General features: G+C 67.5%; 30 protein-coding genes and 1 tRNA gene. 27 read left to right on the top strand and 4 right to left on the bottom strand.

The window, feature by feature from the left end; all coding sequences use genetic code 11:
* The first annotated feature begins 116 nt into the window (after positions 1 to 116).
* Genes KF941_RS00350 through KF941_RS00360 form a run of 3 tightly spaced genes read left to right on the top strand, consistent with a single transcriptional unit; the run spans position 117 to position 2742 of the window.
* Positions 117 to 1325 carry an isochorismate synthase gene (locus tag KF941_RS00350; protein ID WP_240540178.1) on the top strand — a complete coding sequence of 403 codons (1209 nt, stop codon included), beginning with the start codon at positions 117 to 119 and terminating at the stop codon, positions 1323 to 1325.
* Positions 1325 to 1981 (top strand): isochorismatase family protein, encoded by a 657-nt coding sequence (locus KF941_RS00355; RefSeq protein ID WP_214272267.1) that lies wholly within the window; start codon positions 1325 to 1327, stop codon positions 1979 to 1981. The genes KF941_RS00350 and KF941_RS00355 overlap by 1 nt, the downstream gene beginning before the upstream one ends.
* Positions 1972 to 2742: an SDR family oxidoreductase gene (locus KF941_RS00360; RefSeq protein ID WP_214272268.1), complete on the top strand. Its 771-nt coding sequence runs from the start codon at positions 1972 to 1974 to the stop codon at positions 2740 to 2742. The genes KF941_RS00355 and KF941_RS00360 overlap by 10 nt, the downstream gene beginning before the upstream one ends.
* Here the strand turns inward: KF941_RS00360 and KF941_RS00365 are convergent.
* Both KF941_RS00365 and KF941_RS00370 read right to left on the bottom strand, forming a co-directional pair.
* On the bottom strand, positions 2739 to 2984 hold the full coding sequence (locus tag KF941_RS00365; protein WP_036757053.1) for a phosphopantetheine-binding protein: 246 nt from the start codon (positions 2982 to 2984) through the stop codon (positions 2739 to 2741). The genes KF941_RS00360 and KF941_RS00365 overlap by 4 nt on opposite strands.
* A gap of 8 nt (positions 2985 to 2992) precedes the next feature.
* Positions 2993 to 4615 carry a (2,3-dihydroxybenzoyl)adenylate synthase gene (locus KF941_RS00370; RefSeq protein WP_214272269.1) on the bottom strand — a complete coding sequence of 541 codons (1623 nt, stop codon included), beginning with the start codon at positions 4613 to 4615 and terminating at the stop codon, positions 2993 to 2995.
* Between the two features lie 187 nt (positions 4616 to 4802).
* On the opposite strand from KF941_RS00370, the gene KF941_RS00375 reads away from it, so the two are divergent.
* Entirely contained in the window at positions 4803 to 6152 is a 1350-nt protein-coding gene (locus tag KF941_RS00375; protein WP_214272270.1) for a condensation domain-containing protein, read from the top strand.
* Positions 6153 to 6210: 58 nt separating this feature from the next.
* Complete coding sequence (locus tag KF941_RS00380; RefSeq protein WP_214272271.1) at positions 6211 to 6675, top strand: GNAT family N-acetyltransferase; 465 nt, start codon at positions 6211 to 6213, stop codon at positions 6673 to 6675.
* 5 nt (positions 6676 to 6680) lie between these two features.
* Here KF941_RS00380 and KF941_RS00385 read toward each other — a convergent pair whose 3' ends face one another.
* Both KF941_RS00385 and KF941_RS00390 read right to left on the bottom strand, forming a co-directional pair.
* The gene (locus KF941_RS00385) at positions 6681 to 7115 is read right to left on the bottom strand and encodes a hypothetical protein (protein ID WP_214272272.1); all 435 of its coding nucleotides are present in this window, start codon (positions 7113 to 7115) and stop codon (positions 6681 to 6683) included.
* Positions 7108 to 7728 (bottom strand): DUF5671 domain-containing protein, encoded by a 621-nt coding sequence (locus KF941_RS00390; RefSeq protein ID WP_072461738.1) that lies wholly within the window; start codon positions 7726 to 7728, stop codon positions 7108 to 7110. The genes KF941_RS00385 and KF941_RS00390 overlap by 8 nt, the downstream gene beginning before the upstream one ends.
* 199 nt (positions 7729 to 7927) lie before the next feature.
* On the opposite strand from KF941_RS00390, the gene KF941_RS00395 reads away from it, so the two are divergent.
* The 22 genes from KF941_RS00395 (at position 7928) to KF941_RS00500 (ending at position 23812) form a co-directional block, all read left to right on the top strand.
* Positions 7928 to 8002: transfer RNA gene (locus tag KF941_RS00395), tRNA-Gly, on the top strand.
* Positions 8003 to 8276: 274 nt separating this feature from the next.
* Entirely contained in the window at positions 8277 to 9539 is a 1263-nt protein-coding gene (locus KF941_RS00400) for a class I SAM-dependent methyltransferase (RefSeq protein WP_214272273.1), read from the top strand.
* A 263-nt stretch (positions 9540 to 9802) separates the two neighbouring features.
* Entirely contained in the window at positions 9803 to 11293 is a 1491-nt protein-coding gene (locus KF941_RS00405; protein WP_214272274.1) for a phage/plasmid primase, P4 family, read from the top strand.
* 135 nt (positions 11294 to 11428) lie between these two features.
* Positions 11429 to 11728 carry a hypothetical protein gene (locus KF941_RS00410; protein WP_104492712.1) on the top strand — a complete coding sequence of 100 codons (300 nt, stop codon included), beginning with the start codon at positions 11429 to 11431 and terminating at the stop codon, positions 11726 to 11728.
* A complete protein-coding gene (locus KF941_RS00415) occupies positions 11725 to 11985 on the top strand; it encodes a hypothetical protein (RefSeq protein ID WP_104492713.1) in 261 nt (86 codons plus the stop codon). The genes KF941_RS00410 and KF941_RS00415 overlap by 4 nt, the downstream gene beginning before the upstream one ends.
* A gap of 134 nt (positions 11986 to 12119) precedes the next feature.
* The gene (locus KF941_RS00420; protein WP_240540179.1) at positions 12120 to 12365 is read left to right on the top strand and encodes a DNA-binding protein; all 246 of its coding nucleotides are present in this window, start codon (positions 12120 to 12122) and stop codon (positions 12363 to 12365) included.
* Positions 12366 to 12447: 82 nt separating this feature from the next.
* Entirely contained in the window at positions 12448 to 13650 is a 1203-nt protein-coding gene (locus KF941_RS00425) for a phage portal protein (RefSeq protein WP_214272275.1), read from the top strand.
* Positions 13637 to 14026 (top strand): hypothetical protein, encoded by a 390-nt coding sequence (locus KF941_RS00430; protein WP_214272276.1) that lies wholly within the window; start codon positions 13637 to 13639, stop codon positions 14024 to 14026. The genes KF941_RS00425 and KF941_RS00430 overlap by 14 nt, the downstream gene beginning before the upstream one ends.
* Positions 14026 to 14529: an HK97 family phage prohead protease gene (locus tag KF941_RS00435; protein ID WP_214272277.1), complete on the top strand. Its 504-nt coding sequence runs from the start codon at positions 14026 to 14028 to the stop codon at positions 14527 to 14529. The genes KF941_RS00430 and KF941_RS00435 overlap by 1 nt, the downstream gene beginning before the upstream one ends.
* Positions 14529 to 15680, top strand: coding sequence for a phage major capsid protein (locus tag KF941_RS00440; protein ID WP_104492716.1), 1152 nt, complete (start codon positions 14529 to 14531; stop codon positions 15678 to 15680). The genes KF941_RS00435 and KF941_RS00440 overlap by 1 nt, the downstream gene beginning before the upstream one ends.
* Positions 15680 to 16072: an HNH endonuclease signature motif containing protein gene (locus KF941_RS00445; protein WP_214272278.1), complete on the top strand. Its 393-nt coding sequence runs from the start codon at positions 15680 to 15682 to the stop codon at positions 16070 to 16072. The genes KF941_RS00440 and KF941_RS00445 overlap by 1 nt, the downstream gene beginning before the upstream one ends.
* Positions 16069 to 16548 (top strand): hypothetical protein, encoded by a 480-nt coding sequence (locus KF941_RS00450; RefSeq protein WP_214272279.1) that lies wholly within the window; start codon positions 16069 to 16071, stop codon positions 16546 to 16548. Before KF941_RS00445 ends, KF941_RS00450 begins: the two co-directional genes overlap by 4 nt.
* A 3-nt stretch (positions 16549 to 16551) precedes the next feature.
* Positions 16552 to 17004, top strand: coding sequence for a hypothetical protein (locus tag KF941_RS00455; protein WP_214272280.1), 453 nt, complete (start codon positions 16552 to 16554; stop codon positions 17002 to 17004).
* 1 nt (position 17005) lies between these two features.
* Positions 17006 to 17314 (top strand): head-tail connector protein, encoded by a 309-nt coding sequence (locus KF941_RS00460; protein ID WP_214272281.1) that lies wholly within the window; start codon positions 17006 to 17008, stop codon positions 17312 to 17314.
* Positions 17315 to 17331: 17 nt separating this feature from the next.
* Positions 17332 to 17742 (top strand): HK97 gp10 family phage protein, encoded by a 411-nt coding sequence (locus tag KF941_RS00465; RefSeq protein ID WP_346428952.1) that lies wholly within the window; start codon positions 17332 to 17334, stop codon positions 17740 to 17742.
* A complete protein-coding gene (locus KF941_RS00470; RefSeq protein ID WP_214272283.1) occupies positions 17739 to 18155 on the top strand; it encodes a DUF3168 domain-containing protein in 417 nt (138 codons plus the stop codon). The genes KF941_RS00465 and KF941_RS00470 overlap by 4 nt, the downstream gene beginning before the upstream one ends.
* Positions 18152 to 18469 carry a head-tail adaptor protein gene (locus KF941_RS00475; protein WP_214272284.1) on the top strand — a complete coding sequence of 106 codons (318 nt, stop codon included), beginning with the start codon at positions 18152 to 18154 and terminating at the stop codon, positions 18467 to 18469. The genes KF941_RS00470 and KF941_RS00475 overlap by 4 nt, the downstream gene beginning before the upstream one ends.
* Entirely contained in the window at positions 18466 to 18900 is a 435-nt protein-coding gene (locus KF941_RS00480) for a phage terminase small subunit P27 family (RefSeq protein ID WP_116223015.1), read from the top strand. Before KF941_RS00475 ends, KF941_RS00480 begins: the two co-directional genes overlap by 4 nt.
* Positions 18900 to 20504, top strand: coding sequence for a terminase TerL endonuclease subunit (locus KF941_RS00485; RefSeq protein ID WP_214272285.1), 1605 nt, complete (start codon positions 18900 to 18902; stop codon positions 20502 to 20504). Before KF941_RS00480 ends, KF941_RS00485 begins: the two co-directional genes overlap by 1 nt.
* A gap of 10 nt (positions 20505 to 20514) precedes the next feature.
* Positions 20515 to 22947 carry a phage tail tape measure protein gene (locus KF941_RS00490; RefSeq protein WP_214272286.1) on the top strand — a complete coding sequence of 811 codons (2433 nt, stop codon included), beginning with the start codon at positions 20515 to 20517 and terminating at the stop codon, positions 22945 to 22947.
* Positions 22947 to 23300 (top strand): hypothetical protein, encoded by a 354-nt coding sequence (locus KF941_RS00495; RefSeq protein WP_214272287.1) that lies wholly within the window; start codon positions 22947 to 22949, stop codon positions 23298 to 23300. The genes KF941_RS00490 and KF941_RS00495 overlap by 1 nt, the downstream gene beginning before the upstream one ends.
* Positions 23297 to 23812 carry a hypothetical protein gene (locus tag KF941_RS00500; RefSeq protein ID WP_214272288.1) on the top strand — a complete coding sequence of 172 codons (516 nt, stop codon included), beginning with the start codon at positions 23297 to 23299 and terminating at the stop codon, positions 23810 to 23812. The genes KF941_RS00495 and KF941_RS00500 overlap by 4 nt, the downstream gene beginning before the upstream one ends.
* The last annotated feature ends 40 nt before the right edge of the window (positions 23813 to 23852 follow it).

Consider the following 23852-nt stretch of genomic DNA (forward strand, 5'->3'; position numbering starts at 1 on the left):
GAGAGTTCTGCCCCGGATACGATCGCAGCATCATCCATGTCTGCACAGCCAGCGCCAGTTCCAAAGCCGCTGGCCGCCGCCGGGATCGGGGACGAAATTCCTTTGAAACGAGATGCATGATGAACATCCGCCTTTCCGAGGCGCCCAGCAAGACGGCGTCGCCCGTGCCTGATCCGGTTCTTTTCGGTTTCGACGGCCCTTCGGGGCGCATCCTGGGGCGCGGCCCCGCGCGGCGGATCGCCGCCGGCAGCGCCGCGACGCTGGAGACGCGCGTGGCCGCGGCCCTTGCCGGGGCGGCGCCGGACGAGATGATCGGCGGCGCCTTGCCCTTTGACCGCGAGGCCGGGGATTGCCTGTGGCAATGCCGGCGCAGCGATGCGCCCGCGTCCGGCGGCGCCGCGCCGCAGGGCCTGCCGCTGCCGGACTGGCGCCTGACGGCCGAGCCTGCCGCGCGCGACTATGCCGGCGCCGTCGCCCGCGCGCTTGGCATCATGGCCGAGGAGGCCGGGGGCCGCGACGCGCTGGAAAAGATCGTGCTGGCCCGCACGCTGCTGGTCGAATCCACCGCGCCGATCCCGGTCGAGGCGCTGATGGCGCGGCTGCATGCCGACCGCAGCGTGACCGCCTTTCGCGTGGCGCTGCCCGCCGGGCCCGAGCATCCGCAGGGCCGCGCGCTTTGCGGCGCCACGCCCGAGCTGCTGGTCGAGAAGCGCGGCCGGCGCATCGCCTCGCATCCGCTGGCGGGTTCGGCCCGGCGGCTGGCCGATGCGGCCGCCGACCGCGCCGCCGCCCAGGCCCTGTCCGGCTCGGCCAAGGACCACCGCGAACATGCGCTGGTGGTCGAGTCGATCCTGGACATCCTGGCCCCCTATTGCCGCGAACTGGGCTGCCCCGAGGGCACCTGCATCACCTCGACCCGCAGCATGTGGCACCTGGGCACCCGGATCGAGGGGCGGCTGAAGGACGAGGACACGCCGTCGGTCGTGCTGGCCTCGGCGCTGCATCCGACGCCGGCGGTCTGCGGCGTGCCGATGGCGCGGGCGGCCGGCTTCATCAAGGCCCTTGAACCCGTGGCGCGGGATTTCTATGCCGGCGCGGTCGGCTGGTGCGACGCAAGCGGGGACGGCGCCTGGCATGTCGCCATCCGCTGCGCCGAGATCAGCGGCCGGCGGGCGCGGCTATACGCGGGCGCGGGGATCGTCCCCGGCTCGGACCCGATGGCCGAGGCCGCCGAGACCGGCGCCAAGTTCGGCGCGCTTCTGGCCGCCCTTGGCCTGCCGCAGGATGCGGCCCTGCAGGGCGTGCCCTGCAACGGAGAGACCTGATGGCCCTGCCCGGTATCGCCCCCTATGCCCCCCCGACCGAGGCCGAGCTGCCCAAGGCGCGCGGTCCCTGGCAGCCCCGCCGCGACCGGCTGGCGCTGCTGGTCCACGACATGCAGCGCTATTTCTGCCGCATCTATCCCGAGGGCGCGCCCCTGGCGCCGGTGGTCGGCAATATCGCGCGGCTGATCGGCGCGGCGCGGGCGGCGGGCGTTCCGGTCTTTTACACCGCGCAGAAGGGCGACCAGTTCCGCCCGGATCGCGGGCTTCAGGCCGACCTGTGGGGGCCGGGAATGAGCGCCATCCCCGAGCATGAGGAGATCCTGCCCGAGCTGGCCCCGGCGACGGGCGACATCGTGCTGCTGAAGCATCGCTACAGCGCCTTCCAGCGCTCGAACCTCGAGCATCTGATGCGGGCGCGCGGCCGCGACCAGCTGATGATCTGCGGCGTCTATGCCCATATCGGCTGCCTCGCCACCGCCGTCGAGGCGTTCCAGCGCGACATCGAGGCCTTTGCCGTGGCCGATGCGCAGGCCGATTTCTCGCGCGAGAAGCAGGACATGGCCATGGGCTGGATCGCCGCCACCTGCGGCGTGGCCCTGTCCACCCGGCAGGCGCTGGCGGCGCTTGGCGGGCAGGAGATGAAATCATGCGCCTGACCGGATTCCGCGACCGGACCGCCATCGTCACCGGCGCGGCGGGCGGCATCGGCCGCGCCGTGGTCGCGGCGCTGCTGGAGGCGGGCGCCAGGGTCGTCGCCACCGACACCGAATCCGCGCTGGCCGGCAACCCCGTCGCGGGGGCCGAGAACCGGGTGCTGGACGTGCGCGACGGCGATGCCGTCGAGGCGCTGGTGGCCGAGGTCGAGGCGACGCATGGCCCGCTGGGCCTTGGCGTCCATACGGCCGGCGTGCTGGCCATCGGGCCGCTGCTGGACCTCGCGCCCGAGGAATGGGAGCGGGTGATGGGCGTCAACGCCCGCGGCACCTTCAACGTTACCCGCGCTTTCGGCCGCGCCATGGTGCGGAACGCAGGCGGCGCCATCGTCGCGGTCAGTTCGAACGCGGCGGGGATTCCGCGGCTGAACATGGGCGCCTATGCCGCCTCCAAGGCGGCGGCGACCATGCTGGTGCGCTGCCTGGGGCTGGAGCTTGCCGCGCAGGGGGTGCGCTGCAACATCGTCGCCCCCGGCTCGACCCTGACGCCGATGCAGACCGGCATGTGGACCGAGGACGGCGGCGCCGGCGAGCGCGCGGTGATCGAGGGCAGCCTGGACGCCTATCGCACCGGCATCCCGCTGAAGAAGCTGGCGACGCCCGAGGACATCGCCGGCGCGGTGATGTTCATGCTGTCCGACCAGGCGGGCCATGTCACCATGGCCGACCTTTACGTCGACGGTGGCGCGACGCTGCGCGCCTAGATCCGGGACGCGATCAGCGCCCACCAATTGTCCAGCGTCGGCTCGCGGGCCAGTTCCTCGAAACTGGCCTCGACGCCCATCTGCTTCAGCTCGGACGAAAAGGTCATCACCGCGATCGAGTCGAGCCCGTAGAGGACGAGGTTCTCGGCGGGCTCGATCTCGCAATCGTCCTCGATCATCTTCCGCACGCGGGCGGCCAGCCATTCGGGGCTGAGATCGGTCTTTTCGGCAATATCCATCATTCGTCCTTTCAGGCGGCGGTTTCGGCCACGAGGCTGTCGCGCAGGCGGCGCTTGTCGATCTTGCCCACCGCCGTCAAGGGCAGTTCGGGCACGAAGCGGAAGCGGTCGGGCAGCTTGTATTCGGCCACGCCCAGCTCCAGCAGGTGCCGGCGCAGCGCCGGCGGCGAAAGCTTGCCCGCCCCCTCGCGCAGCACCAGGAAGGCGCAGCTTTTCTCGCCCAGATGGGCGTCCGGCGCGGCGACCAGCGCGGCATGGGTGATGTCTGGATGGCGCACCAGCAGGTTCTCGATCTCCTCGGCGGCGATCTTTTCGCCGCCCCGGTTGATCTGGTCCTTGATGCGGCCCACGACGCGCAGGTTGCCGCCCTGCCGCACCACCACGTCGCCCGAGTAATAGAACCCCTCGGCGTCGAAGGCTTTCGCGTTGTGTTCCGGGCTGCGGTAATAGCCGCGGAAGGTATAGGGGCCGCGCGTCGCCAGCGCGCCGGGCGTGCCGTCGGGAACGTCGTTGCCGTCCTCGTCGACGATGCGCACTTCGTCGTCGGGGCTGATCGGCCGGCCCTGGGTGGTGAAGACCACCTCGGGGGGATCGTCCAGCCGGGTATAGTTCACCAGCCCCTCGGCCATGCCGAAGACCTGTTGCAAGCGGCAGCCCAGCAGTTCCGGCACGCGCTGCGCGGTCGCCTCGGCAAAGCTGGCGCCGCCGACCAGCATCAGCTCCAGGCTGTCCAGCATGGCGCGGCGGGCGGGATCTTCTTCGACTGCGCGCAGCCACAGGGCCACGGCGGGCGGCACCAGCGGCGCCATGGTGATCCGCTCGCGCGCGACGATCTGGAAACAGCCCAGAGGCTCGGGGCTGGGGGCCATGACCACGGTGCCGCCGGCATGGAACACCCCCAGCGTGCCGGGCGAACTCATGGTGAAGTTGTGCCCCGCCGGCAGGGCGCACAGGAACCGCGTGGCCGAGGTCACGCCGCTGATCTGGACGCTGGCGCGGATGCTGTAGTCGTAATCGTTATGCGTGCGCGGGATCAGCTTGGGCGTGCCGGTGCTGCCGCCCGACAGCTGGAAGAAGGCGACCTGGTCGGCAGGCGTCGGCCCCGCGCCCTCGGGCAGGTCGCCGTCCGGGGTCAGCCAATGGGCCAGGCTGCGGGCGGGATCGTCCTCGCCCAGAAGCAGCAGATGCGCGACGCCGCCGGCGCGCAGCGCGTCGGCAAAGGCGTCGTCGCGGAACAGTTCGTGGTCGCGCGCGGCGATGACCACCCGCGGCGCGATCTGGCGGACATATTCGGTCAGCTCCAGCCGGCGATGGCTGTAGAGCGCGTTCACCGGCGCCACCCCGATTCGCAACAGCGCGAAGAAGGCGATGAAGAACTCGGCCACGTTGGGCAATTGCACCACCGCCGTATCGCCATGGCCCAGCCCCTGCCGCGCCAGGCGCGCGGCCAGGTTGCGCGACAGCCGGTCCAGGTCGCCATAGCTGAAGCGGCGCGAACCGCAGACCAGCGCCTCGGCCTCGGGGTTGGCGGCCAGCTGCGCGTCCAGGATATGCGTCAGCGGCTGGTCGATCCAGTAACCGGCCTCGCGATAGCGTCGGGCGAGGTCTTGCGGCCAAGGGCTGAATTCAATCATGCGGATACCTGCTTTTACGGCAATGAGCCGCCCAAGGCGCTTGCGGCACCTTGACGGATGACAATAGTTGAGTATTTTTATCCCGCTTTCTCTCTCGAAGCAAGCCAGCCGCGTCCCCACCCGGATGCAACCAAGCCAGCCCTCTCTCGTTCAGAATGCCAGACCCTGCGACAGGGACAAGGATTTCATGACGCATCATCAAGCCGAGGGGTTGTGGCTGCCCCTGACGCTGGCCCAGCTGGATTTCTGGGAAGAGTTCCGGTTCCATCCCGGCGAGGCGGTCTCGACCGTCGCCCATGCCATCGAATTGCGCGGCCTTGCCGATCCCGAGGCGCTGGCCCGCGCCATAAAGGCCACCATCGCCGAAACCGACATCATGGCGCTGCGCTTCGGCCTTGGCGCCGACGGCCGGCCGGTGCAGCGGGTCGATCCCGCTGAGCGGCCCGCGCTGCGCCGCATCGACCTGTCGGACCGCACGGATGCGCGCGCACATGCCTTTGCGCTGATGCAGGCGGATGTCGATGCGGCGCTGGACCTGCTGGAGCAGCCCATCGCGGCGCAATGGCTGGTCCGGCTGGCCGAGGGGCATTACCTGTGGTTCAACCGCGGCCATCACATCGCGCTGGACGGCTATGCCATGGGCCTGGTCGAACGCCGCTGCGCCCAGCTTTACGCCGCGCTGGCCGAGGGCGCCGATCCCGGCCAGCCGCTGCGCCCGCTGGCCGCCTATCTGAACGAGGAAACCGACTATCGCGCCAGCCCGCGCCATGCCGCCGACGCGCGCCATTGGGCCGGGGTGCTGGCGGCCGAACCCCGCCCGCGCGTGCTGCGCAAGGGGTCCGAGGACTATCCGGCCGAGGCGCTTTGCGCCGCCCACGACCTTGCCGCCCTGCGCCTGGCGCTGATGCGGCAGGCGCAGGCGGCGGGCATGGGCTGGCCGGACCTGCTGACCGTGATCTGCGCGGCCTGGGCGGCCTTGCATCTGCGCGACGGCTCGGCTGCGCATCTGTGCGACGACCGCGGCCGGATCGCGATGCCGGTCTGGCTGCCCTACATGAGCCGCATGGGCAGCGTCGCCGTCTCGGTCCCGGCGCTGGTGGTGAACATCCTGCCGCTGGACGTGACGCTGCATCCGGGCGAGCCGCTGGGCGAGGCGCTGGCCCGGCTCGGCGGGCGGCTGCGCCAGCTGCGCCGCCATGGCCGCTACCGCATCGAGCAGATCGCCGAGGATTACGGCATGGAGCCGCGCAGCCGCTTCTTCTTCTCGCCGCTGATCAACGTGCTGCCCTTTGACGAGGCGCGATTCGCCGGCTGCGAGACGACGCGGCACGTGCTGTCGAACGGGCCGGGCGACGGGTTCAACATCACCATCCGCGGCGATGGCGAGGCCTGCGGGCTGGAGCTGCTGGTCGAGGCCGACCCGACCCTGACCCCGCCCGAGGATTTTGCCGCGCTGGCCCGGGGCCTGCCGCTTTTCCTGGCCGCGGCGATGGCGCCCGAGAACCTGTCGCGCCCGCTGTCGGACCTGCCGGGCTGACATGCCCTTGCCGGTCCCTTTCCCCCGGCGCAACCTGCGCCGGACAGGAGGGGATGGGATGGACAGCGACGTGATACGCCTTGCCACGGCCGGCGACCTAGCCGTGGTCGAGGAAGTGGTGAACAGCGCCTATGCGCATTACACCGCCCGCATCGGCCGCAAGCCGGGACCGATGCTGGACGACCATGCCGCGCGCATCGCGGCCGGGCAGACGCATCTGCTGGAACGGGATGGCGCGATGCTGGGCCTGATCGTGCTGATCCCTCAGCCCGATGCGCTGCTGGTCGAGAATGTCGCCGTCTCGCCCGCCGCGCAGGGGCTGGGGCTTGGCCGGCGGCTGATGGATTTCGCCGAAACCCGCGCCCGCGCGGCTGGCCTGCCCCGGCTGCGGCTTTACACCCATGTGGCCATGGTCGAGAATCAGGCGATCTATGCCCGGCTCGGCTATGCCGAGACCCGCCGGGTGATCGAAGCCGGGCTGCACCGCATCTATATGGAAAAAGCCGTGCCCTCGTCGCGATAGGGGCCCTAGTCGCGATAGGGAATCGTCGCCTCGGCCCCCGGCCGCTGCGACCCGGTCGGGATGAAGCTGCGCGTGCTGCAACCCGCCGCGTCGCGATCCCAAGGACCGGACCGCGGGGGCTGCGGCAGTTCGAACCCGGCGCAGAGCCGATAGCTGCGCGGCCCCGTGACCTCGTAGCGATAGGGCGCGCCGGTAAAGGGATCGGCCAGCCGCACCTGCCAGTCGCATTGCGGCGTGGTCGCCAGCGTCTCGGGCAGGCGGTCGCCGTTCTCGCGCGCCAGGCAGACCACCAGCCGGGCCAGGTTGGCCAGGTCGCTTTCCCGCTCGCGGTCGCGGCGCTCCTTGCGGGCATGGCCGGGGCCGCCGGTCAGCGCCAGCCCGGCGACGACCGCCGCCGCGGCCAGCAGCGCGATGGCGATGGTGGCCCAGCCCTTAATCATTCAGCTCGTCCCGGTAATAGGCAAAGACCAGTCCCGCGACCCCGGCGACCAGCGCCGCCTTGGCGGCGAAACGCGCCGTCAGCTCGCCGTTGAGCAGCGTGTAGATGACATAGATCCCGTCCGCCAGGAACACCAGCGCCACCACCAGCAAAGTCACCGAGGCGAACCACTTGCGCACCAGCGACCGCCGTCGGCCGCCGTCGCCCAGGCTCATCCGCGCCACCTTGCGGTTGAGGATCACGAACAGCGGCACGAAGGCGATCAGCGAGGCGATGGACCAGCGCGTCGAGCTGCCCGGTCCGTAATAGCGGCTGTCGGCCGGGTCGGGGATCAGCCGCTCGATCAGCACCATGCCCAATTCGCAGACATGCCAGCCGATCATGCCCAGCGACAGGAACAGCAGGCCGTAAAGCAGCGCCTCCTGCGCCGAGGCATAGGGGCGGGGCCGCGGCACCGGCGGCAGGCCCGGCGCGGTTTCCCAGCCCCCCAGCGCCTCGTCGATCTCGGGCGCGGACCAGCCGGCATGGGCCAGCGCCTGGGCGATGCCCTCGCGCTCGCCGCCCTGTGCCAGGGCGCGGCGGACATATTCGGAAAGCTGGTCGGACGGTTTCATCGGCACCCCCTGTCTGGCCGGCAGGTTTCGGCAAGCCGGCGGCGCGGTCAAGCCCGCCAAGGCCGCAGCCGGGCGCAATTTTCCCCGCCGGGCCTCGCCTGCGAAAATTTTCCCGGCGGCGCGATTTTTCCCCTTGCACCCCCCGGCGCGCTCCCATAAATGACGCCTCACCGAAGGCGAAGCGCCATCGGGACGGAGCGCGGGCGTAGCTCAGGGGTAGAGCATAACCTTGCCAAGGTTAGGGTCGTGAGTTCGAATCTCATCGCCCGCTCCAAAATCTTCCTTCGGGAACAGCGAAAAGCGGCCTTCGGGCCGCTTTCGGCTTTTCGGGCGGCTTTTCGGGCCAAAGCTTTGCCCGGCCAAGGCCCTGCGCGATCAACCTGCGGCAGACCCTTCACCCTGCCTCTGGCCATTTTCGGCGAATCGGCGCTAGTATGGCAACCGGAGTTGCCCCGGCAGCCAGGTCCGGGACAGTCGTCAGGAACAAGCTGCCGCGCCTCGCAACCACGCATCCCCCGAACCGCGGCCAGCCCAAGCGTGAGGTGATCATGCCGGCTCTGGAAGCTCTGATCGAACGGAAACTGCAACAGCTCTCGGTGCCGCTGGCGGTCCGCCTGCCCTCGGGGCGGCAACTGGGCCCGCCCGATGCGCGCGTGACCATCGCCTTCAAGGACATGGGCGCGCTGGCGCCGCTGGCCTCGGCCCGGCTGGGCCGGCTGGGGGACGAGATCGTCCGCGGCCGCGCCCGGATCGAGGGCTCGATGCGCGACCTGATGCGGATCGTGGCGGCGCTGGTGCCCAGCGACGGCCAGCCGATCCAGCCCAAGCCCTGGCAGCGGCTGCTCTATCACGTGCATTCGCTGCTGCGCCACAGCCGCGACCGCGATGCAAGGCAGATCCGCGCGCATTACGATGTCTCGGACGAGTTCTATGCGCTCTGGCTCGACCCGCGGCGGGTCTATTCCTGCGCCTATTTCGCCGAGCCGCAGATGACGCTGGCGCAGGCGCAAGAGGCCAAGCTGGACCTGATCTGCCGCAAGCTGGACCTGCGCCCCGGCGAGCGCTTCGTCGACATCGGCGCCGGCTGGGGCGGGCTCTTGCTGCATGCCGCGCGCCATTACGGCGTCGATGCCACCGGCATCACCCTGTCGCAGAACCAGTTCGACCATGTCGGCCGGATCATCGCCGAGGAGGGCCTGGGCGACCGGGTGCGCATCCGGCTGTGCGACTATCGCGACCTCGTGCCCGACCAGCCCTTCGACAAGCTGGCGTCGGTGGGCATGTTCGAACATGTCGGTCGCGCCCGGATGGGCACCTATTGCGACACGCTGCGTCGGCTGCTGCGGCCGGGCGGGCTGGCGCTGAACCACGGCATCGCCGCCTCGGGCTTGGACGACGCGATGGTGGGCGGCGGCCTGGGCGATTTCATCGAGAAATACATCTTTCCCGGCGGCGAGCTGGTCCATGTCAGCCAGGCCATCCGCAGCCTGTCGCAATCCGGGCTGGAGATGGTCGATACCGAGAACCTGCGCCCGCATTACGCCCGCACGCTCTGGGCCTGGTCCGACGCGCTGGAGGCGCAGTTGCCCGAGGCCGAGCAAGTGCTGGCGCGCTCGATGCCGCCCGATCGCGCGGCCGAGGTGTTGCAGGCCTACCGGCTGTATCTGGCAGGCTGCGCGCTGGCCTTCGAGCAGGGCTGGGTGGCGCTTTACCAGATCCTGCTGATCCATCCCGACCCGGCGCTGGCGACGCCGGACCTGCCTGGGGCGCAATCCGCCTATCCCTTCCGCCGGGACCATGTCTATCGCTGATCCTGGCCGTCATCCGGTCGCAGGCGAAGGGGGAAAGCGGCGGCCGCAGCAATAACCCCCTTGACCCCGCGCCTTGGAAACCCTAGCAAACGCAAGGCTCCGGCGGGTTGGCGGAGAGGTTACGCAGCGGATTGCAAAGCCCTGCTTAAATCCTCTGAAGTCAAATACTTCAGTAAAAATCGTTATCAAGACAAATCAAGAACGCAAAGAGAACCTGCTAACGCGGGTTTTCGGTCGTGGGCCATTGATTTTGTGGGTGAACAATGATCACCCACAAGAGGAAATCCGCAGTCGATGAAGTGCGGTCCGTGATGGCTGCGGCGGTCGAGATCGACCTTCCAGCGTCGTCGGAATTCGAGCCCGATGATGGAGGCGACGGCTTCGATGGCGTGGCCTTGTCGCACGATGCCCTGGCGCTTGAGATCGGCCGGCGCGGCTGGGATGAGAATGCCCGATACGTGGCCCTTTGGGGCAGGTGGCTGTTCTGGGATGGGGTGTGCTGGCGGCGGGACGAGTCTCGCGAGGACATGACCAAGGTCCGGGGTTTCCTGCGCCAGAAGGCCGATGAGGTTCTGGGCTGGGCTGACCGCAAGGCGAAAAGCCTCGGGCCGAAGGATGGCGAAAAGCTCAAGACCTGGGCGAAGGCGCGGGCCGAGACCCTGCGGCACAAGTCCACGGTCGCCAGTGTCGAGTTCCTTGCCCAGTCGAACAGCCCCAGCGCATCGCTGGCGGCGCAGTTCGATGCCGATCTGATGTTGCTCGGAACGCCGGGCGGCACGGTGGATCTTCGCACCGGAGAATTGCGACAGGCTCGGCGCGAGGACATGATCACGAAGCTGACTGCGGTGGCCCCGGCCGAGAAGGGGGCCGAGCCCGAGCGCTGGCTGACCTTCCTGCATGAAATCTTCGACAATGACCATGTGATCATCGATTTCATGCAGCGGGCCGCGGGCTACGCGCTCACGGGCATGACGAACGAACACAAGCTGCTGTTCCTCTACGGCACGGGCCGGAACGGCAAGAGCGTGTTCCTGAACACGCTGTTCTGGCTGTGGAACGACTATGCACGGAAGGCGGCTGCGGAGACGTTTTTGAATTCGCAGGTCGAGCGTCATTCCACCGATATCGCCGGCCTGCATGGCGCGCGCCTGGTCATGGGCAGCGAGCTTCCGCGCGGCAAGACATGGGATGAAAGCGTCATCAAGGACCTTACCGGCGGCGATAAGCTGAGCGCCCGGTTCATGCGGCAGGACTTCTTCGATTTCGACCCGCAACTCACCCTGATGATCGCTGGCAACACCCAGCCGTCATTCCGGGGCGTGGACGAAGCTATCCGGTCGCGCGTGGTCATGGTGCCCTTCACGGTCACCATCCCGCCCGACCGGCGAGATACGGGCCTGCCAGACAAGCTCAAGGCCGAGGGTCCGGCGATCCTGCGCTGGTGCATCGAGGGTGTGGATATGTGGCTGCGGCGCGGGCTGGATGTGCCCGACAGGATCGCAGCAGCATCGGCCGAGTATTTCGACAGCGAAGACACGGTCGGGCAGTTCATCGCTGACGAGATCGACCTTGTGGTCGGGGGCTTCGAAAGCTCGGCCGATCTGCACCAGCGCTTCACCCAGTGGATCGAAAGGCAGGGCATGAGCGCCTGGACACAGAACACGCTGGTGAAGGAGTTGCGCGGGCGCGGGTTCACCGATGCGAAGGGGACTGGCGGCAAGCGTGGGCTTAAGGGACTGAAAATTAAGTGTTAGTGGCAAAAGTGGCAAAATTTCCCTTATCAGACGTATGCGCGCAAGCGCGTGTGGTGCGCGCGTATACGGTCGATAAGATAAAATCTGCCACTTTTGCCACTCTATAGCCAAATCAACAGGTTACAGGTGGCGAGAATGAGGCGACCAGCGAAACTCTTCCGAAGAACGACCAGCGATGAGCAGGCCGAGGCCATCATCCAGCGGATCAAGGCCATCGATTACGAGCTTATGTCCCTCGGAACCGGCGGCTCGAACATGGGCCGGGCACCGCTCAACGCCAAGGCCTCGGACGTGCTGCTTCGGATACAGCGCGAGTTGCGCATCCTCCGCATCGACATGGAGGTCGAGCGCGGCATTGATTGCGCGCCTGTCGCCCCGGTTCCTCAACCGGCTCGCGCCTGGCCTCGGCCGTATCGGCAGAGGAAAGGCAGATGATCGGGCAGACCTTTGCGGCCGTTGACCGGATCGAGATCGTGGGCGGATCGGCAAGGGGGCTGCGCACCCGTCGCGGCGCGCTGGCCGCACTCGGGGTGCCGATGGCCTGCCCGGCTCGGTTCATGGTCCTGCTGATCGAGGACGATGGCGGGCAGGCGGTGCTTTGGGACGGTGCGAGCTATGCCGAGGCGATCCTTGAGGCGGAACGGTGCGCGGCCGACTGGCGGGTGCCGGTCCTCGACCGGGTGGTCGAGTGACCCCGGGGGTGGTTTCCGATTTTGGCCCTTTGGCGGGGACCGGCGGGGGGTGGCAAGCGCAACATTTGCGGGAAATAGGCTTTTTTCATTTCAGTTCAAAGAGATGAGAGAAGCGAAGGACAGGAAGGCAGGGAATGACGATGACGAAACAGGAAAAAATGGAACAACCGCCGCTGGATCGGTGGCGCGCGGATGCCGTGCTGGACCCCGAGCGGAAGATCTGGGGGCTGGGTCAGATCGCCGAAGTGTTGGGCGTGTCGGTGGACAAGGCCCGCGCCCTGGCAAAACTGCCCGAGGTCCCGATCTACCGGCCGGCCGGATCGGGCAGCTATTTTGCCTTCCGATCCGAGCTCATGACCTGGCTTCGTGGCAAGTGCTGACCACGAAAACCCATGACTTCCTATGATTTCCTAGGTTTTGCCAGCTTATCAGACCGGCGCGGCGGCGCGCATAAACTGGTCTATGAGCATCTGGACCCATCTTCGCAAAGCCTTCACGCCAGAGCGCAAGTCGCTGGCCTCGCCCGATGCGGCGCTGCTGTCGCTCTTCGGGCTGACGGAAACCACCTCGGCCGGCATCGTCGTCAACCAGGCCGAGGCGCTCAAGGTGCCGGTGGTCGCGAACGCGATCCAGCTGATCTCGGAAGCCGTCGCCTCGCTCGACGTGACCGTGAAGCGGATCGAGGGTCAGGACGAGGTGGACGTGCCCGACCATCCGCTTCTGGCGCTGCTGCGGGACGAGGCGAACGACTGGACCACGGGGTTCGAGTTGATCCGGCAAATCGTCCGGGACGCGCTGATGAACGACGCCGGCGGGCTGGCCTGGGTCAACCGGGTGAACGGCGAGCCGCGCGAGATCATCCGCTATCGCCAGTCCTTCCTGCAATTCGACCTCGACCTTGATACCGGCGAGCGCCGCTATCGGCTGAACAACCAGCCCGTCCCGGCCCGCGACGTGATCCACCTCCTGCCGCCCCTCGACCGTTGCCCGCTGTCCCTCGCCCGCGAGGCCATCGGCATCGCCGTTGCCCTGGACCGTCACGCCGGCAAACTGTTCACCCGTGGCGCCCGTCCCTCTGGCGCGCTGCTGATCCCCAAGGGCATGCAGGAAGAAGCCGTGAAGGCGGCACGGGCCGCCTGGCGGCTGGCGCATGAGGGCGAGGACCAGGGCCGCACGGCGATCCTCTATGACGGCATGACCTTCGAGCCGTTCACCTTCAACAGCACGGATGCGCAGTTCCTCGAAAACCGCCGGTTCCAGATCGAGGAGATCGCCCGGGCCTTCAACATCCCGGCGCCGATGGTGGGCGACCTGTCCCGCGCCACCTGGTCGAACTCGGAACAGAAGGGCCGCGAATTCCTGTCCTACACGCTGGAACCGTGGCTGCGCGGGCTGGAAGGCGCGCTGCGCCGGGCGCTGTTCTCGGACGAGGAGCGCGGCAACCATGTCATCCGCTTCGACCGCGACGACCTGACCCGTGCCGATCTGGCGACCCGCGCCACCACCATCAACAGCCTGATTTCCAGCCGCACCATCAACCCGAACGAGGGTCGGCAATGGCTGGGCCTGCCGCCGCGCGAGGGCGGCAATGAGTTCCTGAACCCGAACATCAGCGCGGCACCCGCGCCCGAACCTGCCGAGGACAAGCCCGATGCAGCTGAATGACATCCTGTCGAATGCCGAGGATCAGGACCGGGGCCGCTGGTTCGACCTGCTGGACCCGGTGACCGGCAAGCCGACCGGCATCCGCTTCCTGATCGCCGGCCCGGACAGCGCCACCCAGGCGCGCGCCCGGCTGAAGATGGTCGACGACCTCGCGGCGGCGGCGGATGACGAAGGCCGGGTCTCGGCCGAGGCGCGCGAGAAGTGCCGGCTGAACAGCCTCGGCCGCTGCGTCCTGGGCTGGGAGATCGCCGAGGACGGCGAGCCGGTCCCGTTCACCCATGCCAACGTGCTGCGCGTCCTGCGGGCGGCGCAGTGGGTGCATCAGCAGGTCGATGCCATGGCCGGCGACCGCGCGGCCTTCATGGAGGCGCGCTGATGGACCGCAGCTTCATCGAAACCAAGGTCCTGGCCGACCAGACCGGCGCCATCACGGCGCTGGCCTGGCCCTTCGGCGCGCCCGACCGCGTGGGCGACGTGATCACCAAGGGGGCCTTCGCTTCCGCCAGGATGCCCATCCCGATGCTGTTCGGCCACGACCCGAACGACCCGGTCGGGGTTTGGGAGGACGCCGAGGAGAAACCCGATGGCCTGCATCTGAAAGGCCGGCTTCTGGTCGAGGATCTGCCGCGCGCCCGCGAGGTTCGCGCCCTGGTGCAGGCCGGCGCCGTGCGCGGCATCTCCATCGGCTTCGTCGCCCGCAAGGCCGCTCGGCATGGCAAGGGCCGCACGATTTCCGCCCTCGACCTGATGGAGGCGTCCCTGGTGACGCTGCCCTGTCATCCCGGCGCGAAGGTGACTTCCGCCAAAGACGCGGTCGGCGCTCTGCGCCTTGCCGCGGCCCTGCAACGCGCTGCGGCGCAGCTTTCCAAGAGGAACTGATGAAACACCTGTCCAAAACCGCGCTGCTGGGTTCCGCGGCCGTCCTGATCCGCAAGGGGGAGGACGAAGAACCCGATGCCGTCGTCACGAAGGCGCTGGCCGACCTGACCAAGACCGTGGATGAACGGATGGCCGATATCGAAAAGAAGGCCGATGTCGCGCCTCTGATCGCACGGCTGGACAAGCTGGAAGCCAAGGCGAACCGGCCGGGCGGCGGCAACGGTGGCGGCGATGATGAACAGGCGGCCGAGCGCAAGGCCTTCATCGATTACCTGCGCACGGGCGATCTCGAAGGCAAGGCCCTGACCACGGCCAGCGATACCCCGAACCATGTCCTCGCCCCGGAACAGATCGAGACGGATTTCATCCGCAACCTGGTCGAGTTCTCGCCGATCCGCACCATCGCCGATGTGCGCAGCACCAGCGCCGCAAAGGTGATCCTGCCGATGCGCACCAGCGTGACAAACGCGGTCTGGGTGGGCGAAACCACCACCCGCACCGGCAGCGAACCGGCCTTCGATCAGGGCGATATCGAAATCCGCGAACTGGCGACCTTCGTGGATATCTCGCTGCAGCTGGCGGAAGACAGCGCCAACGTGCTGACCGAGGTCAACATGGCCCTTGCCGAGGACTTCGGCCAGAAGGAAAGCCTTGCCTTCGTCAACGGCAGCACGGCGCTGGAGCCCTCGGGCTTCATGACCAATGCCGATATCGTGACGCATGACAATGGTCATGTCGCGAATCTCGATCCCGATGCCCTGATTGCGATGATGTATTCGCTGCCGGCGACCTATCGCCAGGCGGGCACCTGGGTGATGAACGGCAACACGCTGGCGGCCGTGCGCACCCTGAAGGACGGCCATGGCAACTACCTGTGGCAGCCCTCCTATCAGGCCGGTCAGCCGGAAACGATCCTCGGCCGCCCGGTGGTCGAGGCGGTGGACATGCCCGACATTGCCGAGGATGCAGAACCGATCATCTTCGGCGACTTCAAGCGCGGGTATCGCATCTATGACCGGCTGTCGCTGTCGATCCTGGCCGATCCCTATTCGGTTCGGATCAACGGCCTGATGCGCTATCACGCCCGCCGCCGTGTCGGTGCCGGGGTGGTGCGTCCCACCGCCTTCCGCAAGCTGGCGATGGCGGTCTGATGCCGGTGCGCGCGCCTCGCCTGTGCGGTTGCGGCAAGGTGGTGCCCTCGGGCGCCCGCTGTCCGTGCGAGGCGAAGCGCGATGCCGAGCGCAAGGCCCGGTTCGACAAGGCCCGGCCGAACAGCAGCCAGCGGGGATATGGGCGCAGCTGGGAGAAGGCCCGCAAGGTCTTCCTCGCCCGGCCCGAGAACCGCTTCTGCAAATGGCCGGGCTGCGACCTGGGCCACAAGGGCGGGCCGGCGCTCGCCACCCATGTGGATCACGTCATCCCGCACAAAGGCGATGCGAGGCTGCGGGACGATCCCCGCAACTGGCAGGGCCTCTGCGCCCATCATCACAACAGCGCCAAGCAGAGACTGGAACGGCGCAGCACTCGAAAGGATCAGCAATGACCATCTATGCGACCAATGGCGCCCGGCTCTACATTGGGGGCGAGCTCGCGGCGAAGTCCACGGATTTCGTGGCGGCCGACTTCACCTCGCAGGTCTGGACCGAGATCGGCGAGACCGAGGGCCTCGGATCGGTGGGCGATACCTCGGCCGAGATCACCTTCGACGGCATCGCTTCCTCGCGCACCCGGCGCCTGAAGGGCACCCGCAATGCCGGTTCCATGGAGGTGGTCTGCGGCATCGATTACGAGGATGCCGGGCAGATCGCCGTCATCGCGGCCGAAAAGACCCCGCATGATTATGCCTTCCGCTTGGTGCTGAACGACGCCCCGCCCGGCGGCACCGGGTCCACGCGCTATTTCGTGGCGAAGGTGGCAAGCGCGGTCGAGGCGCTGGATACGGCGAACAACGTCATGAAGCTGAACACCACGCTTTGGGTCAACTCCAACGTGGTCAAGGTGGACGCGGCCGAGGCCTGATCCATGCTTTACCCCACCGCCGGAAGCCGCCTCTACATCGCCAACGCCCCCGTGGAAACGCCCGGGGCGCTTCCGGCTTCCGGCTGGATCGAGATCGGCGAAGCCGAGGCGATCGGCATGGTGGGCTCGCAATGGGACACCGAAGAAGCGGTCTATGTGGATTGCGAAGAAGGCAACCCGCAGCTTGAAACCGTAAAGAGCCTGGAACGCCGTCCCGCCTGGCAGATCATTCTCGGGAATGACCCGGAAGATACCGGACAGGCGATCCTGTGGTCGGCTTCCCGGTCCCGCGCGCATTATCCGTTTCGGCTGGTCTTCCCGGGCGGCGCGCACTGGCGAGGATGGTTCGGGCTCGTGACCGGGCTTTTCGAGGTTTTCGATACCGCGAACAGCATCATGAAACTGCAGGCCGATGTTCTGCCCACCTCGAAAACCTTCCGCAGCGAGGATGCCTGACATGGCTATCGTCACCCTTGAGGACATGAAGGACAACCTCGGCCTGACGCCCGATCAGGACGCGGACGATGCCCTGATCGAGGGGAAGATCGCGGCGGCGCAGAACCATATCGAGCGCATGCTGGGCTTCGTCATCGAGGAGCGTTTCGGGGGCGAGGACCAACCGGAAATCCCGCCCGCGATCAGGGAAGCGGTGATGCAACTTGCCACCTGGTGGTTCGAGAACCGCGAGGCGGCGACCGACCTGACGCGGGAACTGCCGTTCGGTGTCCGGGACATCGTGGACGGCTTCAGGGAGTGGACCTTCTGATGGCGGATGATGGCGGCTTGTCCCGGTTCCAGAAGCGCATGCGGGCCGTGCCCGTGGCTGCGCGGCGCGCCGTGGTGCCGGCGCTGGAGAAGTCAGCCGAGGAAATCGCGGACCTGATGCGCGTCACGGTGCCGGTGGACGATGGCGACCTGAAGGATTCGATCAAGGTCACCGGGCCGGGCCTTTCGACCCCGCCCTATTCGCAGCCGGGCGGCAGCATGGTGGTGCCGGAACTGACGGCGGCCGTCACCGCCGGCAATGCCGATGTGCGCTATGCGCATCTGGTCGAATACGGCCACGGCGGTGGTTTGCATGGCTCGACCGTGCCCCCGCATCCGTTCTTCTGGCCGTCCTTCCGGCTCGGCCGCAAGCCCGCCCTGGACCGTATCAAACGCGCGGTGGGCAAGGCGATCAGGGAGGCGAAATGAGCGTCGATCTGGAAGTTCAGAAAGCGATCCGCGCCCGCCTGACCACCTGGGGCGGCGTTCTCGCCCTGGTGCCTGCGGCGCAGATCCTCGACACGCTCCAGCGCCCCTCGGCCATGCCGGCAATCCTGCTGGGCGACAGCCAGGCGGTGGACGAAGGCACCAGCCTGCGCCGCACCCATACCCGTGTCTATCACAGCCTGCACGTCTGGCAGAGCGAGGCCTCGATGAAAGGCGTCAAGACCATTGCCGGCGAGATTCGCCGCGCCATCCATGCCGGGCGTCTCACCATGCCCGCAGGTATGCATTGCGCCGATGTGCGCGTCTCCTCGATGCGCTTCCTTCGCGATCCCGATGGCGAGCATTCCCATGGCGTCGTCGTGGTCGAGGCGCTGATCGCCGAGGTGGCGTCATGAAGTCCGGGCGCCTTGTCGAGACCATCCGCATCGACCGCGCCAGCACCGTGATCGATGACTACGGCACCCCGGTCGAGACCTGGACGCGCCTTGCCGTGCTGCGGGCCGAGCGGGTGGATCAGACCACCGAGGAATTCATTCGCGGCTACGGCGCCAGCGATGAGGAGCTGGTGATGTTCCGTTGCCGGTTCTTCGACGGGATCACCAATGCCGACCGGGCGGTCTGGCGGGGACAGGCCTTCAACATCAAGCAGGTGACGCCCATCGGCCGGCGCAAGGGCGTGGAACTGCGTTGCGTGAGGATCATGCCATGAGGGGCGCGAAACCGAACATCAAGACCGATCTGGACGCGCTGGAGGATATGCCGGCGCCGGACTGGTTTTCCGAGGATGCCAAGGAAGAATGGCGGCGCATCCTGCCGATGCTGGCGCAGCGCCGCATCCTGACCGAGGCCGATCTGGGCACCTTCGAGAACTACTGCGTTGCGCAGGGCACGGTTCGCGAGATGGAACGCGAAATCCGCAAGCTCGGCCATGTCCAGAAGATTTACGGCATCGACAAGGACGGCAATTCGCGCCTGATCAGTGCCCGCAAGAACCCGGCCGTGGCCATTCAGTCCGACGCCATGACCCGCGCCCGCCTGCTGGCGGCGGAACTCGGTTGCACCCCGGTCTCACGGTCCCGGCCCACGGTCGAGGACAGCGAGGGCAATGACGATCTGTTCACGGCAGGGTTGTTGGGCTGATGCTGCGACCGTCCTGGATCGACAATGACGACGAAATCCCCGATCCGCTGGGCCGGGGCGAGGCCGCGGTGAAGTGGCTGCGGATGCTCAAGCACCCGAAAAGTAAGCTTCCGGGCCGGGCCTTCCAGCTGGACCCGTGGCAGGAACGGATCATCCGGCGCATCTATGGGCCGCGCCATCCTGACGGCACCCGCGTGGTGCGGCGCGTGGTGCTTCTTCTGCCGCGCGGCAACCGCAAGACCTCGCTTTGCGCCGGCATCACGCTTCTGCATCTCCTCGGCACCGAGCGCGAGGCGGGCGGGCTGACCATCTCGGCGGCCTCGGCCCATGAACAGGCGATGGAACTGTTCAACGAAGCGGCGATGATCATCAACAACGACAAGCGTCTGGAAAAGCACCTGCAGGTTCGGGAATACGTCTCGCGCATTACCTGCCCCAAGGTTCCGTCCCGCTATGTCGCCATCGCCTCGGACGGCAAGACCCAGCACGGCAAGACCCCGAACGTGGTCATCGCCGACGAACTCCATGCGTGGGAAGGCCGGCCGGGCCTGAAGCAATGGGAGGCGCTGGATTCGGCGCTGGTCAAGGTGCCCGGCACCCTGATGATCGTCGCCAGCACCTCGGGGCGCGGGCAGGAGAACCTGGCCTGGAAGACCGTCGAATATGCCATGAAGGTGCAGAAGGGCGAGATTGACGACCCCGCCACCCTGCCGGTGATCTTCATGGCCGAGCCCGAGGACGATTGGCAGGACGAGGATCTCTGGTTCGCGGTCAATCCCGGCCTGGCGCATGGCTATCCCGACCTCGATGCCTATCGCGACAAGGCGAAGAAAGCCCTGCACTCGCCCTTCGACCGCGACAGCTTCCTGCAATTCAACCTGAACCGCTGGCTCGACCAGTCCACCTCGCCCTTTGTCGAGATGCAGGTTTACGACCAGGGCAATCGCGAGGTCGATCTGGAGGAGATGGAAATCACCCAGGCGCCCTGCTGGCTCGGGGTGGACCTGTCGAAGAACGAGGATCTGACCGTCGTCGTGGCCGCCTGGCGCGATGGCAACGGCTATCAGGTCTGGCCGTGGTTCTTCTGCCCCGAGGACAACCTGCGGGCCCGGGGCGAGTTGCATGGCGTCGATTACCTGCAATGGGCGGCGGACGGGTTCATCATCCCGACCCCGGGCAACACGGTCGATCTGCGCATGGTCGAGGATCATATCCGCGAGCTTTTCGCCCGGTTCAACGTGAAGGAATCGGCCTTCGACCCGACCTTCGGCCGCTCGATGATGGCGAACCTGAACGAGGACGGCTTGCCCGCTGTCGAATTCCGGCAGGGCTGGGTCAGCATGGCGCCGGCGGTGAAGGAGCTGGAACGCGCCATCCTGTCGGGCGGGTTGGCACATGGCGGCCATCCGGTGCTGCGCTGGAACTTCTCGAACATTCAGGTCGAGACCGACAAGGCCGGCAACCGCATGTTCCACAAGGGCAAGTCCGGCAACAAGATCGACGGCGCCGTTGCGGCGGCGATGGCCGTGGCCCGCGCGGCGGCCGGCGAGGAGCAATTCACCAGCAGCGCCAGCTGGTTCACCGAAGACATGTGGATGGCATAAGGGGGCCGCGATGAACGCGAGCGTGGGGGCGGCTGAACGCCTGGTGGTGATGCTGGAAGCCCGGATCTCGGAATTCGAGAAGCGGATGCGCCAGGCGGAAGGGCGCGGCACCCGGACCTATCAGAACCTGCGGCGCGGCTCGCGATCCGCGACCCGGCAGATGGAAGCCGACATGAACCGCGCGGCCGGCAGCATCAACGCCACGCTGAAGAGCATCACCGGCAGCATCGGAAGTTTCGGCAAGGGGCTGGCGGGGGGCATCCTCGGCGGGCTGGCCGCCGGCGGCGTGGCTGGCATCGCCAATGGCACCCGGCAGATGGTCAAGGGGCTGGCCGAGATCGGCAACGAGGCCAAGCGCGCCGGGATCTCGGCCCAGGCGTTTCAGGAATGGAAGTTCGTCGCCGAACAGAACCGCATCAGCGTCGATGCCTTGGTGGACGGGTTCAAGGAACTGTCGCTGCGGGCCGATGAGTTCATCGTGACCGGCGTCGGGCCGGCGGCCGAGGCCTTCACCCGCCTGGGCTTCAGGGCGCAGGACCTGAAAGCCAAGCTGAAAGACCCTTCGGCGCTGATGGTCGAGATCCTCGGCAAGCTGGAGGGTTTCGACAAGGCGGCGCAGATCCGTATCGCCGATGAGATATTCGGCGGCACCGGCGGCGAACGCTTCGTGGAACTGCTGGGACAGGGTCAGGGCGCGCTGGAAGAAACCATTCGCCGTGCCCATGAGGCGGGCGCGGTGATCGACAGCGATCTGATCGCCCGTGCCGACGAACTGGACCGTAAGTTCAACCAGCTGACCGCGACGGTCGGCGCCTTCGCCAAGCGGGTCAGCGTGGCCGTTGCCGAGGCGGTGGTGGACTTCACCGACCTGCGCGAACGGATCGAGACCGTGTTTCCCGACGAGGGTGTTGCGCGGGCGGTGCTGGGCGATGAGGTCTATGATGCCCTTGATCGCAGTCGCGACCTGGTGGACGAGAATGCCCAGGCGGTGCGCCAGCTCGATCAGGAATATGCCGCGCTTGCCGACGCGGCGGCGCAGCTGGTGCCGGCGCTGCAAGAGGCCGGGGCGGACCTGGAGTTCCTCGGCCATACCGAGGCCGGCCAGGCGCTGCGCGAGGCGTCCCTGGAGATGGAGGAGCTGGTCAATGCCTTCCGCCGGGGCGAGATGACCGGCGAGGATTTCCTATCCAGGCTCGGCGAGGTCGAGGCCGGGGCGCAGGATGCCTTCGACACGCTGGAAGCCGGGGACCGCATCCAGTTCACCGGGGTCATGGATCAGCTTTCCCGGCTCGGCGGGGTGATTTCCAGCGTCACGGCATTGGCGCGCGGCCTCGTTGGCGCCCTGGCGGCGGCCGCCGGCGTCGATCCCGCGTCCAGGGCAGGCGAGGCCATGCGCCAGCGCCACGCGGCCGAGGCGGCCAGCATGCAATCCCTCGATGCCATGCGCGAGGCCAACGAGCGTTTCACCGAATCGGAAAAAGCGCGCAATGCCGCGACCTCGGAAGGGCTGCGGCTGGCCCGCGAGGAGGAGGCGGTGCGCAAGCGGGCGCGCGAGGCCGGCGCCACCCTGACCGATGCCGAGGTGACCCGGCTTGCCCAGGCGTCCATCGCTGGCGATGAAGCCCGTTCGGCGGCGGATCGTGCCGGCCGGGGCGGCGGAAAGAGCAAGGGGCGCGGCGGCAAGGAAAAGCTCGACGAGTTCGAGCGGGATGCCAAGTCGATCCGCGAGCGCACCGAGGCCTTGCAGATCGAGGCGCAGGTTCTCGCGGCCGTCGCGATCTCAGGCGAGGATTACGGCGATGCCATGGCCTATGCCACAGAGAAGGCCCGCCTGCTCGCGGCGGCGCAGCAGGCAGGCCGGCAGATCACGCCCGAACTGGAAGCCGAGATCGATGCCCTGGCGGCCGGATATGCACGGGCTGGTCAGGCGGCCGAGGACGCGGCCGACAAGATGGAACAGATCCGCGGCGCCAGCGAGCGCGGCAGGGATGCGCTGGAAGATATGTTCGGGTCCATCATCGACGGATCGGCCTCGGCCAAGGACGCGGTGGCCTCGCTGCTGGCCGAGATTGCCAAGGCGCAGGTGATCAAGGGCATCATGGGGCTGCCCGGCATGGGTTCGCTTTCCAGCATGATCGGCGGGGCGCTGTCCTTCGACGGGGGCGGCTATACCGGCAATGCGCCCAGATCTGGGGGCATCGACGGCAAGGGCGGTTTTCTCGCTGTCATGCACCCACGCGAAACGGTGTTTGACCACACGAAAAGCACCCGCCCGGTCGGTCCCGATCAATCGGGCGGGGCCGTAGATGTTCGGGTCTCGGTGGATCAGAACGGCAACCTGCAAGCCTTCGTGGAAAAGGTGAGCGGCAAGGTGACAGCGCGGGTTGTCGCAACCAACGCGCGCCGCCAGTCGGACCAGCAATATCTCAGGGGTGGCCGCTGATGAACCGTCTCCGCAAGCAGCTGTGCGCCGCCGTGGTGGCCTCTCTCGCCGGCGGGAAGGTTGTTCCACCCGAGGCGGGGCGCGACCTCTGGAATGCCTTTCAGCGGCTTTCCCGGTCCCGGACCTATTCCATGCAGGGGCCGAACCCCATTCAGCCCTCGGAGATCCTCGCCTGGTGCCGGCTCATGCGCCAGCCGCTGGGGCCTCACCATGTCGAGATCATCCTCGCCATGGATGAGGCCTGGCTCGGCCGAGCCTACGCATCATCCAAGGCGCCCGAGGGCGTGAAGACCCTGCCGCCGGTCTCGAAGCACCCGATCAGCGCAGCGCTGCTGGATGCGGTGATGGGATGAAGGTTCAGCATGCAGACTTCGGAAACGCTCAGGCACGCCGGAGAAAGCTGGCGCGGCAGGAACGCGATGCGCGGCGCGGGCTCCTTGGGGCCGGGCGATTTGACTTCCTGGTGAAACAGCTGGGCGTGGTGATCCGGGTGGCATTCAACGCAGGCGTCATCGGATCGATGTTTGGGCTGGAGGGGCCTTTGCGGGCCGGCATCCGTGCGGATTTGTGTCGCCAGGGCTGGGGCTGGATGGGCGCCGATGCAATGGCGCGAGAAATGCTGGAGGAGGCTTTCCGCGCCGTTCGGGCAACGCGGCCGGGTTGGGATGAAGGGCAGCCGGAATGGACTATTCACGCAGGAATGCTGATCGAGCGGACCCGCTGCGCTCGCTGTCACGGGCCGTTGCCCGAGGGTCATCACAAGTTTTGCGGGACAGTCTGCGCGGCTTCGTACAACCAAAGACTTGCAACGCGCAAGCGGGCGCAGGGAGAGAAGGCCGTGATGCTAGCGACACGCTGGATCTGACCCATCGCTGCGAATACTGCAATGGGCCGTTCCCGGCAGG

It is taken from the genome of Paracoccus sp. pheM1 (assembly GCF_018499825.1).
GTDB lineage: Bacteria > Pseudomonadota > Alphaproteobacteria > Rhodobacterales > Rhodobacteraceae > Paracoccus > Paracoccus versutus.